Raw genomic sequence first — 12,522 nt, forward strand, 5'->3', positions numbered from 1 at the left:
GGCGCGCCGGGGCCTCCTTGTGGGAGGTCCCGGCGCGCTGTCGTGCATCGTGCTTCGCTAGCAGGGGCTCACTTGCAGGACTTGGCTCCCGTCGCGTACGCCAGGCCGAAACCGCCCGCCGACGAGTCCATGAAGATCACCTCGCGCCCCGCGCCCGCCGTCGCGAACATCTGCGCGCCCGGACTGCACGACGCCGGACCGACGTACGTCCCGTTGAACGTGTACTGCTTGAGCTTCGGGTTGAGCGAGTTGTCCGGGTAGCCGCCGTTGGCGAACCAGAGGTCCACGGGGGCCTCCTCCGTGACCGTGAGGGTCGTGTCGGACAGGGTGACGACGTCGGCGCGGATCGCCTGCGGGGAGTTCTCCTCGAAGAGCAGGTGGCTGGTGCCAGTGGCGAAGTCGAAGAGCCGCACGGAGTCGTTGAACGTTCCCTTGCTCCACTCGCCGTTGACGTTGTGGCCGTAGTCGCGGTTGATCACCCAGGCGACGCCGGTGCCGGACAGCTGCGGGTAGCTCATCGTCTCGGCGCCAGGGTCACCGCCGGCGAAGGTCGTTTTGCCCGTCGCCACGTCGTACACCTCGACGCCCAGTGACCACCAGGTGCCGTCGGGGTTGGGCTGCGCGTAGTCCTCGTACCGGACGTAGGAGATCTTCCCGTTCTTCACGCTCGGCGCCGTCGCGTTCCCGACCCAGTCGGGGTGCGCGAGGGTGTGCACGGTCCGCGAGCTGCCCTGCAGGTAGCGCACGACGTCGAGGTACCCCAGCGCCGGCTCGTACTGGCTCCACGCGACGACGTCGCCGTCGAAGCCCAGGCCGTCGATCCGGTACGGAGAGCTGTAGAGCTCCTCGACGTTGCCGCCGCCGACGGGCGCCGACAGGATGCGGTTGACCTCCCACGTCGGCGAGTCGGGGTCATCCCCGACCGACAGCCACACGACCCGCCTGCCATCGGTGTGCGGGAAGCTGTGGAGGTTCCCGTCGTTCGGGGAGATCTGGTACGGCACGACCTTGCCGTCGGTGCGGCCCACCCAGATCGACGTCGGCTGGGTGTGGTTGGCGTCCGACCGCGGCACGGTGAACCAGCCGCCGGCCATGCTCGCCTTCATGTCGACGTACATCCCGGTGTTGAGCCGGTCGACCAGGAGGTCGGTGTTCTTGCCGTACAGGTTCGCCTTCCACTTCACGGTGATCCCGCGCGAGTCGAACGCCGCCCGCACCACCTTGAGGTCCTTGTTGCTCAGGCCGAAGGACTTGGCGGAGGCGAGCACCGCGTCGCGGGCGTCGACGAAATCGGACATGGGCGTGAGGTAGTCGGTGAGCGCGCGGTAGACGATCTTGTCGGCGACCGCGCCGCCGAACGCCTGACGCAGGTCCCACAGCGCCCCGGACACGATCGTCGAGTTGAGGTGCACGCCGCCGTCGTCCATCTGGGGCGTGTCCATGAGGTGCTGGAAGTCCGCCGTGGTGGCGCCGTCGTCGAGGTTGCGCAGGGCGCATCTGGTGGGAGCCAGGGTGCGGCAGAGGTCGCCGCCGATCAGGCTCGCCTCCGGGTCGGACATCGACGTGCCCGACTCGTCGACGTCGATGGCGTTGCCGAAGTAGTCGGCGATGGCCTCGTTGAGCGCGCCCGGCTGGCCCGCGTAGACGAGGTTGGCGGTGTTCTCCACCACACCGTGCGTCATCTCGTGGCCCACGACGTCAGGGTCGGCGGCCAGCGGCAGGTACTCGTCGTCGCCGCTGCCGTACACCATGCGGGTGCCGTCCCAGTACGCGTTGACCCACGGGTAGCCGCCGTAGGTGATGCCGACGATCGAGTTGATCGGCATGCCGTCGTCGTCCAGGCTGTTGCGCCCGAGCTTCGTCTGCAACCACTCGAACACCTTCGCGGCGTCCCAGGCCGCGTCCACGGCGCCGGCGGCGGTCAGGTCCGCGCCGAGCGTGCTCGACGGCGACGCGAACGGCGCCACGCCCTCGGGCATCTGCCCGTCGAGCAGCTCGTAGTAGTCCCGGCCCCGAGCGTCCCAGGTGGTGATCGGCACCGTCCGGCCGTCCGGGAGGGTGTGGGTCTGGTCGATCATGAGGTAGCGGTTGGCGCCGTCGATCCGGACGAGCGGGACCGGCACCGTGGCGCCGTGCAGGCTCTTGCCCTCGCCGACGACCGGCGTCGTGCCGTTGCCCGACGGGGGCGGCTCCGACACGGCCTGCGGCGCGACGGCGCTCCCGCCGGCGGCCAGGGCGGCGGCCTGCTGCGCGGTGGCGAACGGCTTGATCCGGCTGACGCTGAGCAGCGTCACCCCGTTCGTGGCGCCCACATACACGTCGCGGAGCACGGGCTGGCCCGTGCCGGCGTCCTTGCCCCTGACGAGCACGCGCCGCGCGAGCACGCCGGTGCCGGTCGGCATGACCACGAGCCCCTGGTCGGTGCCGCTGAGGTCGGCGTGGGCGGCGTCGGGCGTCGTGCCGGGCCGCGGGGCGCCGGCCACGACGGCCGCACCGGGGTGCAGGCTCTTGCGCACGTCCTCGACCGCTCGGGAGATCGCGACGTCCGTGGGCATCGGGGTGCCCGACGTGTCGACGTCGAGGTCCGTGAAGTAGCTGCCCGACGTGCCGGTCACCGCGCGCTTGCCGGCCTTCTTCTCCATGCGCACCACGTACTGGGCGCCGAACACCGGCAGGCCCTTGTACTTCTGGTTCAACCGGACCGTCTCCCGCGCGCCCTGCGTGTCGACGCCCTCAGTGGTGAGCGTGCCGGCCGGGTCAGCGATCTTGTAGCGGTCCTTGTGGCCCGTGAGGTGGGCCTTGGCGGCCTTGTCCGGTGCGATCGTGGCGTCGACCGGGTCAGCCAGGTCGTCCACGAGCGCGGGGGTGTCCGTAGCGGGCGCCACGGTGGCCGGGAGGGACGCCTCCGCGGCCGTCGTCGCGCCCGTCGGCGACGGGGTCGCCGCGTTCGCGGCCTGGGCGGTGGTTCCGAGGAGGGCGGCCGCCGCCAGGATGGCGAGGGCGGGTGGTGCCTTGAGTCTGCGCATCTGTTGCTCCTGCAAGGTGAGGACCGGTCCGGTCCAACCCGCGGCCGGCTCCTTGCGGCACGGGTTTCGCTCACCCTCACCGCGGTGTCGCCACCGACACAAGGACGACTTTGCGCATCTGCACAAGTCAGAAGCCCGCCGAGGGAGAGCCGATCCGAACGGCATACCTGGTCGGGGGCCGATGGTGGGCGCAGTGTCATCCGCAAGGCGGCCGGCACGGGCTTCGTCGGTCCAGGATCGAGGTTCAGCCGGTTGCCGACGAGCGCTTCACCACCTGGTACATGGCGTGGTCCTGCCACCGGCCGGCGATGTTGAGGTACTCCGGCGCCATGCCGAACTGCACGAACCCGTTGCGCTCCAGCACCCGCTGCGATCTGACTTGTGCAGCAGGGTCTCCGCAGCGGAGCACCTCGGCCAGGGCCGGTGCGTCCTCCGGGGTAACGAGTCGGGTGATCTTCACCCGTCCATCGTCCCAGGCGGTCAGCCCAGCGCGGCCGCCTTGCGCAGCAGCACTGAGCGTTCGCGCTGGTTGGCGCACAGCCGGGCCGCCAGCTCCAGCTCGGCGCGCGCTTCCGGTCGCCGGCCGAGCCGGGCCAGCAGCTCACCGCGTACGGTCGGAACCAGATGCGAACCGGGGAGCCGGTCCGAGGCGATCAGTTCGTCCACGATGGCCAGGGCCTGCGCCGGACCCGAGGCCATGGCCACGGCGACGGCCCGGTTGAGCTCGACCACCGGCGAGGGCGCGACCCGGCCGAGCGCCTCGTAGAGCACCACGATCCGGTCCCAGTCGGTCGCCTCGACGGAGGGCGCCGACGCGTGGGCGGCGGCGATCGCGGCCTGCAGGCCGTAGGGGCCGAGGCCGCGAGTCGATGCCTTGGCCAGCGCGGCCAGCCCACGGCGGATAGCCGAGAAGTCCCACCGCCGCCGGTCCTGGTCCTCGAGCAGGACCGGTGAGCCGTCCGGACCAGTCCGGGCCGGGAAGCGCGCGGCCGTCAGCTCGCACAACGCGAGCAGGCCGTGCACCTCGGGCTCGTCCGGCTGCAGCGCGGCCAGCGTGCGGGCCAGCCGGATCGCCTCGTACGCGATGTCGGGGCGCAGCAGCCGGTCGCCCGACGTGGCCGTGGACCCCTCGGTGAAGATCACGTAGAGGACGCTGAGCACGCCGCCCAGCCGGTCCCGGCGCTCGCCGGCCGCCGGCAGTTCGAACGGCACCCCGGCCGCCGCGATCGTCTTCTTGGCCCGGGTGATGCGGGCCTGCACGGTCGGCACAGGAACAAGGAACGCGCGGGCGATCTGCTCGCTGGACAGGCCGCCTACCACGCGCAGGGTCAGCGCCACCCGGGCCTCGCGGGATAGCACCGGGTGGCAGCTGACGAACATCAGCGCCAGGACGTCGTCGTCGATCTTGTCGGGGTCGACTTCTTCGTCGACCGCCGGGTCGACTGCCAGCAGGGCGTATCGGTCCTGCAGGGCGGTCCGGCGGCGGATCGCGTCGATCGCCCGCCGCCGGGCCGTGGCCATCAGCCAGCCGGCCGGATTGGCCGGAGGGGCGAGCGGCCACGACACCAGCGCCTCGGCCACCGCCTCCTGGGCCGCGTCCTCGGCCAGCCCGAAATCGCCGGTGAACCGGGTCAGCGCGGCGACGATCCGCGCCGACTCGATCCGCCAGACGGCCTCGACGTCGGCCGTATCCATCAGATCTGGCCGTTGCTCTCGCGCAAGGCCCCTTCGTTGACGACCTTCCCGTTGTCCTGCGGGACCTCGTCCTCCCCGGGCACCCGCCGGATCTCAATCTTGGATCCGGGAACCGCCGGGACCCGCTTGGCCCACTCGACCGCCTCCTGCTTCGAGGCGACATCGAGCAGGAAGAAGCCCCCGAACAATTCCTTGGTCTCTCCGTACGGCCCGTCCGTGACCACCGGGGCCTCGTCGCTGAAGTGCACCACGACGCCCTGGCGCGGATCGTCCAGCCCTTCGGCCGCGACGTAAACGCCGGCCTTGGCCGTCTCCTCGATGAACAGGCGGGTCGCGGCCATCATCTCGTCGACGTTGGCCATCATGGCCGCGTTCGTCTCATCGGTGCCCCGCATGATCAGCATGTACTGCGGCATCGTGTTCTCCTCATCCGGCGGGGCCGCCTCTCGGCCCTCGCACCCACACGTCGAACGAGCGGCCCGCGGATCGACACGGCCCCGGAGAAATCTCTCACCGAGACGCAGCCGATGCCTCCGACCCGCGTTTCGCCCGTCAGACCGGCCCTGAGCGATGGCTGACGCGGACGCCGTGCTGATCAGAAAGGTATTGTCGCTGCTTTGAGAAGGGGGCGACGCTCACACGGATCTGGGGAGGACAGTGCCCGACGGGCCGTGCCCGATCGGCATGCCGGCCAGTGGCGTACCGACGAACGCCGCTTCGTCGCCGTGACCAGTTGGCTGTCACCGCCCTGATGCCACCCGCAGAACCCACCTTGACCAGACCCTGCCCCGTGAAGCTCGGTGGTTCTCCGACATGGGGCGCTGCACGTGGAGAACCGCCTTGCGCCGGTGCCGCGCTGTGGGCCATAGTCGTTCCATGATCTCGTACCGGAAGGGTGGCGACGCCCTGGCGCGGTGAGCGCCCCCGCGCGGCGCAACGACGCCGCGAATCCTCCACAGGCCGTTCGCAGCGGCGACCCGCACGACCTGTGGCAGCAGGCCATCCGGATCCGCCAGGAGTGGCTCGACCATGCCCTGTCCACGCAGCCGGCGGACAAGTGGACCGCCGAGCGCTGCCTGACCGCCATTTACGCCAGGGCATCGCGGCCGCGACCCCGGTTCGAATGGGTCGACTCGCCAGACAAGGCGCGCCCCCTGATCACCGGCTGGCCCACCCTCGATCAACTCTACGAGCGCATCCGGGATCCCCGGCCGCGCGGGACACCACCGCTGGCCAGTGATCTCGCCATGATGACCTCCCAGCTACGCGGCGCGCTGAGCGCGGGCGTCACCCACACCGATCCTGAACTGTCACCGGTGCGCACGAGCAAGACCAAGGAACCATGGCCCGAACTGGCGCCGCTGCAGGCGCTCGACAGCGGCGTTCCGCTCGCTGTCGTGCTGCACCAAGGCGTACGCACGGCATTGCACCGGAGCCTCGCGCACGGGTACTACCTACCCGTGCGTGCGGCACTCGCGGGCGACGCTCCGGTACCCGTGTGCTGGTACGGGCAGCAGGACGCGTCATGGATCGCCTACTACGACGTGCTGCACCGACTCGGCCTTGCCCGGTACGGGCCAGACGAGGCCGAACACCTCAACGCCTGGGCCGGCCTGGCCCGCTCCTGCGGCTGGTGGTGGCCGGGCGAGGACGTCTGCGTCGTGGTGGACCGGCCCCAAGCAGTACGAACCGAGCCGATCCCTGGAACAGTGCACGACCAGATCCGACTGCAACCTCGCGGCCTGCGCTACCGCGACGGCTGGCAGCCACTCCTGAGCAGGTGACCTGAGTCGATAGCCGGCCGGGACAGGCACCCCGCCAGTCCCGGCCGGCCCGCTCCACACCCTGCAGAGATCGAGACGAATTCCAGCAGGACAGCCATACCCCGGCAGAGAGTCGGTTGCGGTACGGTCCGCGTCACGAAAGCTGTGAGCGCGGGACACTACACCGCTGATGGAAAGAGGACCGCTGCGTGGGCATGGTGTTGATCGGGCGCAGGGTGTCGGCCGAGGAACTGGCGGCGTTACGCGCCGACCCGACAGCGGTCGACGCGCTGCTCTACGGCGACCTCAACGACGATGAGGCCGAGATGCCCGAGCCGGAGCTGGACCTGGACAAGGCGTGGCACGGCATCCACTACCTACTCACCGGCACTGACTGGCAGATCGGTGAGGGCGCCGGCGCGGCGATCCTCGGCGGTGCCGAGATCGGCCAGGATGGCGGATACGGCCCCCCTCGGCTGCTCGACCAGGACACGGTCCGCGCTGTGGCCACCGCGCTCGACGCGCTGGACGTGGAGGTGCTGCGCGCCCGCTTCGACCCGGACGCCATGAGCGCGGCCGAGATCTACCCGGACATCTGGACCAACGGCACCGACGAGCTCGACTACCTCATGTCGCACTACACCGAACTTCGCCGCTTCTACCACGCCGCAGCCGCGAACGACCAAGCCGTACTGCTGGTCATCACCTGACGTCGACGCCCGGCTGCCCTCGATCGCCGACAGCGGCCCGCGTCTCACAGCATGCGTGCTGACCGCACCTGCGGCAGCCCATCCTCGGTCAGCACAATCGTCACCGGAACCCCACGCGGCAGTGACCCCTCGGTGCTGTCCCGCAACGGCCGGTGCACCGGGCATCCGCACGACGGCCGCGGCGGATCCGGACACCGGACAAGAACCGGGGTCGCGGGTCGAGCTGGGGCTGTGTGCCGGCCTCGCGGCCAGCTGACGCTGAGCCTTGCTCTGGCTGCCGTTGCGTCACCGCGCGCGAGGCAGGAGCAGTGCACGCCGGCGGCGGGACGGGATGGCCGGATCGGAGACCGCGCCGGCCCGCTGGGTTCGGGACTTGGCCTGCGCCGTCGGGGATAGTCGTGCGGCGACCCGGGCCAGCGTCTTGTCGCCCGGAGCGGCCGCGACGTGGAAGTGCCCGGCCGACGCGGGCTTGAGGTCGCCGCCCCACGCGATCGTGCCCTCGCAGTCGAGCAGGATGTCGCGGACGATCGCCTCCTGGTGCGGCCACAACGACTCGCTGCCGCCAATTGGGTAGGCGCGCGGGTGCAGTGCCACCGCCGTACCGGAAAGGTAGTGGGATTCGTACGCGGCCTTCGCGGTACGCCCGGACCGGTAGCCTTCGACGCCGCCCCCCTCGCCGGTGTCGAGCGCAGCGATCTCGTAGTGCCAGCGGCGAGCGACGTGCAGCAGGACCGCGCCCGCGTCGCCCTCGCGAAGGGCAACCGACGCCCTCGAGCCCTCGATCCGGTACGTGGTGATCGCACCGGCGTTGAAGGTCCAGACGGCGACGGGGGTGGAACGGGACGGGGGAACGGGGACGAGCGCCAGCGCCGCGGCGCCGAGAAGACTGCGTCGGGTGACCATCGTGATCCTCACTGACCGGGTTCGAGGAAGGAGACGCCGGGGTCGGCGTTGTCCCGCCAGACGTCGTGGTCCAGGCCCCAACCGGGCTGGAAGTTGTACTCGCGGATCTGGTTGAACGACCAGTTGTCGGGCAGCGGGAACCCGAGGTTGCCGGAGTATCCCCAGGACATTGCGGAGACCATCGACCAGCGCGCGCCAACCTCGCGCGAGATTCGGATACACACGTTGCGGGACCCGTAGGCGCCGAACGAGTAGTAGTTACCGGCCTCGGCGAGCGCGTCCTTCACACCGCGGAAGTACGGCTTGATGTTGCTGTCGATGTCGACGTTCAGCGCGTCGTAGTCGACCGCGAAGTAGATGCACGTCCCGCCAGGCAGCCGATACCCGATCGCCTTCAGGTGCGCCTTGGTTCCCTGGTCGAAGCCCTTCTCGTAGGTGAAGTTGCCCAGCTGGGTCCCGTTGTACTGGAACAGCGGGAACAGCCGCAGGCCGGCGTTGAGGATCGTCTGCGGCTCGGTCGGCTTGAGAGCCTTGCCGAGGTGGGACGGATCGGTCGGCGGCAGGTGCTCGTCGAGGTAGCGGCCGACGATCCGGTAGCCGGCCGCGTACAGCTGCTGCCCCCGCGCTGCGGTGATCTCGGTGATGCAGTCTGAACCGGTGGCCGGCCGGTCGGTGTCGCCGGACGAGACGAGCAGCTGCGCCCAGGTGGTGTAGTCGTTCGTGCCGGTCACCGGGATCTGCGAGAAACGCTGGAACGCCTGCACCCAACTCTGGTGGGTGCCGGTCGGGAAGTCGGTGCCGATGTCCGACGCCTTGTACGCGTACGGCTGCTGCCCGCCCGACCCGTCGGGTTCCATGGTCGGCGAGTTGAAGTAGCAGGCCGAGCGGAACAGGTAGCGCAGGTCGCCGGTGAGCGTGCCGGATCCCCTCCCGCGCAGGGCGGACTGAGTCGCGGGGCCGAAGTATCCGGTGATCGAGCCGAGCGCGATGCCGAGCTCGTACTGGAGGGCCATCATGAAGCCCTGCTGGACGTCCCGGGAGTAGTAGCCGTCGCAGGGCACCAGCCCCATCGCCGGGATGCCGACCTCGGCGACGTATCGGGCGTTCAGCCGCTGCTGGATCTGCTGGATCTCGACGTCACCGCCGGGCACGCGCTTGAACTGGTCCATTCGCATTAGCGCCTTGCAGATGTGCGGCCACATCTTGCTGCGCATCGCCGTGTCCGACCACGACAGTCCGGCGTCGGTGTAGAGCTGCCGCAGCGCGGTCTCCGAGTCCTGCGTTCAAGCGCCCAGGTTCCTCGATGTCCAGTAGCCCTTGCACCAGAGGGCGCCGTTGTAGAGGTGGACGAGATTCGTGTTGATCTCGTCCTGCGGCAGCGTGTTGTGCGCCTTGACCGCTGCTGGCTCTCGACTCCCGGCGCAGCGCACGTCGCACCGCTGCGTGAGAGATTGCGCGGCGTGCCGATCGAGCGGGCCAGCCGTCAGACCCTGACGAACGCGATCGAGGCTTCAGGCATTTGTCCGCGCCGCAGGCATACGCCCACCGCGCCCACTGTCTCGCCAGGTTTAGTGGACGGGCGCTCGGGCAAACGGCCTGGATCGCAGCAGGGCTGAAATGGGAAAAATCCGTCGGGAGGCAGTGATGCGCCCCTCACCACCCCGCCGCCGCGACAACCCGGCCGAGGCGAGAGTGACCATAGAGCGCCGGGTCGCGGACGTCTTCAACTTCTACCGCGACTTCCAGAACCTGCCCCGCTTCCTGGGCGACGTCATGGCCAGTAGACAAATCGGGCCAACTACGTTCCGATGGACAATTCGCGGACCACTCGGCGTCAGACTGAGCTCCACGGTAAGGCTCACCGAGGAGCGCACGAACCAGTTGCTCCGGTACGAGACTACTGCCGCGCCCGGGATGAGAACTCACTGGACGGTCCGGTTCACCCCTGGATCTGACCCGGGCCGGACCGAGGTTCACGAGGTGCTGAAGACACCCTTCGGAAGACTCGGCCGCATCGCACTGACACTGGCCGGAAAGCCGCCCGCCGCCGAGGTAGCCGCGAACCTGCGCAGGCTCAAGCAACTCCTGGAGACAGGAGAAGTCACTGACACCGAGCACGCGGTCGCCGGCAAATTCGCACGGAGATTCGTCGGCGACCACCGCCAGCCCGATTGACCAGAGCGTTTGCGGACCCTCGGTCGCCGGCACCGTGCCTGAGGAGAGCGTTTCGCGTGGTGGGGCGGGCAGGACCCGAACCGACCGAGGCATCTTGAGATCGAGACGGGCGGCACGGCGAGCAGCGCGGATGGGCTTCTATCAGCCGAAACGTCTCTCAACATCTTTCACCGCTCCCCTACCGTCCGCGTGCGGACCAGATGCGCACCACTGACGTGTCGGCGTCGGTCGGAGCCGGCACACGGTTGAGGAAATGGGTACACGGCGGGAAGTCTCATCGCCGTGACCTGGTTTGACCTGCGCCGCCATGCCGGCGGCAAAGTCCAAGCAGTGACCGCCGTTGACCCTCGGCTCCCGTCCCAACGGGCACGCGGCCCTGTCATGAACCCACATCCCGCAACCGGGCTTGTGCCTGCTCGATTAGCTCGGCGTATTGCGGCGAGAAGGGAGTCACCCGCCGACAGCCCGCCCCGATCCAGCTATCTCCCCTCGGTCACCCGATAGGGCGCGTAGCCGATGGGAAGCCCCGTCATCTCAAGGTCATTGAAGATCAAGGTGAGGTTGTGTCCGTTCATCTCAATGCGGACCTCATGGAAGTCGATCCCGACCCGGTCGGCCCACTCCTGGGCACGCCGCGAGTCGGCAATCCGCTGCGCTCCGGGGTAGAGCGCCTGCCATCTCACCGCCCACACGTAGCCGTCGAGATCCAGCCCGCCTTTGGTTTCCGTCAGTGGTCAGCCCGTCCGTGGTTGTCGGGCGACGTCGGCCTCGGTGGGCGGCCGGGGCTGTACGAATGGCCGTACTGCCCAGGCCGCCTCTCATGATCTGCAACCGTTGCCGTCGACCGCTGCTAGAGGCAGATCCAGCAGTAGATGCTCTCCCCGCTCGCGCGTGCTCTGCGGGCCAGCCCAACGAACTCCCGCAAGCGCGACAGCATGACCTCCGGATGCGTGTCGCTGTAGTGGGACAGCTCCTCAATGTGTGACCACCGATCGGCCAGGCCCGGCAGGCGGTCGTCCGGTATTTCGGCGAGCGCATCCCGGGCGCGATCGTTGAGTACGACGACCCAGGGTCCTTCGTGCTCAGGGTCCTCAGCAGCGCCGTCCGGCCAGATCAGTCGTTCCCCGATCAGGTCGACGTCCCGTGGCACGTCGAGGGCGAACGAGACGACACTGCCGAGGACGACGGGCGGATCGATCCCCTTGCCGTCCACGGCGTCCTCGACCGGAGAATCTGCCGCTCGCACCACCGGCCCGCCATCGGTGGCCTCCATCAGGTTGGCGACAGCCTCGTCGTCCGAAGCGCGGAAGTAGTCGTACAGAACACCCACAGAAGCCTCCCGATCGGCTGCCATGCCGCCATTTGTAGGGCGACCGAGAGAACATATAGCCCGGCTGCCAGCGGAGGCGGATCTCCTCGTCGGGCAGTCGCAGACCGTCCCGCCCTCCGGACGGGACAGGGCGGAGCGCCCTACCGGACGAGTCGGGGCGGTCAGACGAACGGCACCTCTCTGGGTCAAGCCGTCGGCAACAGAGAGGTCTCCGCGTCGGTGATCATGGTGCGATAGACGTCGTTTGCGGCAGCGCATGGCTTCTCTGTGGGTCTTGCCGGTCGCGCGTTGCGCTGGTAGTAGTCCTTGCCGGGGCCCCGGCTGCTGGGTTTGGGTAATGGCCATGACGCGCAGGGCGTAGTTCAGCGGGGGATCGCCGGCTCGCGAGAGCCGGTGCCGCTGGACGTCGCCGCAGGAGACTTCTATCGGCGCGACGCCGCAGAACGAAGTAGACGCCGAGCTTGACCGGAACCGGTTCACGGCGCCGGTTCGGGAGAGGAGATTCGCGGCGAGAACGTCGCCGATGCCGTACAGCTGTGTCAGGGTGGTGCCCCAGGCGGCGACTGCGGCGCTGCGCGGAGAGGGTGATAAGCCGCGAAGCACCTGGTCGCGGAGGAGGCAGGTTGATGTTTGGCCGATCGAAGCGACAGGACGCAGACGCGCTCAGGGAGAGGTTCATCGCCAACAGGGAGAAGGTCAGGTCGTGGATCAGCGGTTGGGACTGCCCCGAGGTCGAGTGGCCCGACGTTCCTGAGATCCCCTTTCCCTGGGTGGTAAGGCAAGTGGACGAGCCGATGTGGCTGAAGCGACACGCCCCGTTCATGGATGAGTACGGATGGGTCCTAGTAGTGCTTTGTTAGGTTGTTGTGGCGTGTCGCTTGTATGATCGTCGTGGTGGTGTTTGGCTGCGGTGCGTGGAT

11 protein-coding genes and 1 pseudogene are annotated in these 12,522 nt (G+C 69.0%); 4 read left to right on the forward strand and 8 right to left on the reverse strand.

Features of this window, described 5'->3' with window-relative positions:
• Positions 1-68: 68 nt before the first annotated feature.
• From B0E53_RS00940 to B0E53_RS00955, 4 genes and pseudogenes are all read right to left on the reverse strand, one after another.
• Entirely contained in the window at positions 69-3,026 is a 2,958-nt protein-coding gene (locus B0E53_RS00940) for a M4 family metallopeptidase (RefSeq protein WP_168215162.1), read from the reverse strand.
• Between the two features lie 244 nt (positions 3,027-3,270).
• Positions 3,271-3,405 (reverse strand): annotated as a pseudogene (locus B0E53_RS00945) (GNAT family protein); the annotation flags it as partial.
• A gap of 101 nt (positions 3,406-3,506) precedes the next feature.
• Entirely contained in the window at positions 3,507-4,721 is a 1,215-nt protein-coding gene (locus B0E53_RS00950; protein WP_107074178.1) for a DUF6596 domain-containing protein, read from the reverse strand.
• Positions 4,721-5,125, reverse strand: coding sequence for a YciI family protein (locus B0E53_RS00955; RefSeq protein ID WP_246835143.1), 405 nt, complete (start codon positions 5,123-5,125; stop codon positions 4,721-4,723). Before B0E53_RS00955 ends, B0E53_RS00950 begins: the two co-directional genes overlap by 1 nt.
• Before the next feature lie 510 nt (positions 5,126-5,635).
• Here B0E53_RS00955 and B0E53_RS00960 point away from each other — a divergent pair.
• Positions 5,636-6,505: a DUF6745 domain-containing protein gene (locus B0E53_RS00960; protein ID WP_246835144.1), complete on the forward strand. Its 870-nt coding sequence runs from the start codon at positions 5,636-5,638 to the stop codon at positions 6,503-6,505.
• A 194-nt stretch (positions 6,506-6,699) separates the two neighbouring features.
• Positions 6,700-7,194, forward strand: a complete 495-nt coding sequence (locus B0E53_RS00965; protein ID WP_246835149.1) for a YfbM family protein — start codon at positions 6,700-6,702, stop codon at positions 7,192-7,194.
• A 285-nt stretch (positions 7,195-7,479) separates the two neighbouring features.
• Here B0E53_RS00965 and B0E53_RS00970 read toward each other — a convergent pair whose 3' ends face one another.
• Entirely contained in the window at positions 7,480-8,097 is a 618-nt protein-coding gene (locus B0E53_RS00970) for a hypothetical protein (RefSeq protein WP_107074181.1), read from the reverse strand.
• A gap of 8 nt (positions 8,098-8,105) precedes the next feature.
• A complete protein-coding gene (locus B0E53_RS00975; protein WP_246835145.1) occupies positions 8,106-9,311 on the reverse strand; it encodes a glycoside hydrolase domain-containing protein in 1,206 nt (401 codons plus the stop codon).
• Positions 9,312-9,440: 129 nt separating this feature from the next.
• On the opposite strand from B0E53_RS00975, the gene B0E53_RS37235 reads away from it, so the two are divergent.
• Positions 9,441-9,713, forward strand: coding sequence for a hypothetical protein (locus B0E53_RS37235; RefSeq protein WP_168215163.1), 273 nt, complete (start codon positions 9,441-9,443; stop codon positions 9,711-9,713).
• A gap of 76 nt (positions 9,714-9,789) precedes the next feature.
• Positions 9,790-10,272 (forward strand): SRPBCC family protein, encoded by a 483-nt coding sequence (locus B0E53_RS00980; protein ID WP_168215164.1) that lies wholly within the window; start codon positions 9,790-9,792, stop codon positions 10,270-10,272.
• 479 nt (positions 10,273-10,751) lie between these two features.
• Here the strand turns inward: B0E53_RS00980 and B0E53_RS00985 are convergent, their stop codons facing one another.
• Positions 10,752-10,955 (reverse strand): hypothetical protein, encoded by a 204-nt coding sequence (locus tag B0E53_RS00985; protein WP_146167534.1) that lies wholly within the window; start codon positions 10,953-10,955, stop codon positions 10,752-10,754.
• Between the two features lie 167 nt (positions 10,956-11,122).
• Complete coding sequence (locus tag B0E53_RS38890) at positions 11,123-11,626, reverse strand: hypothetical protein (RefSeq protein WP_246835146.1); 504 nt, start codon at positions 11,624-11,626, stop codon at positions 11,123-11,125.
• Positions 11,627-12,522: the final 896 nt, after the last annotated feature.

The sequence above is a fragment of the Micromonospora sp. MH33 genome (assembly GCF_003013775.1).
Lineage (GTDB): Bacteria > Actinomycetota > Actinomycetes > Mycobacteriales > Micromonosporaceae > Micromonospora > Micromonospora fulviviridis.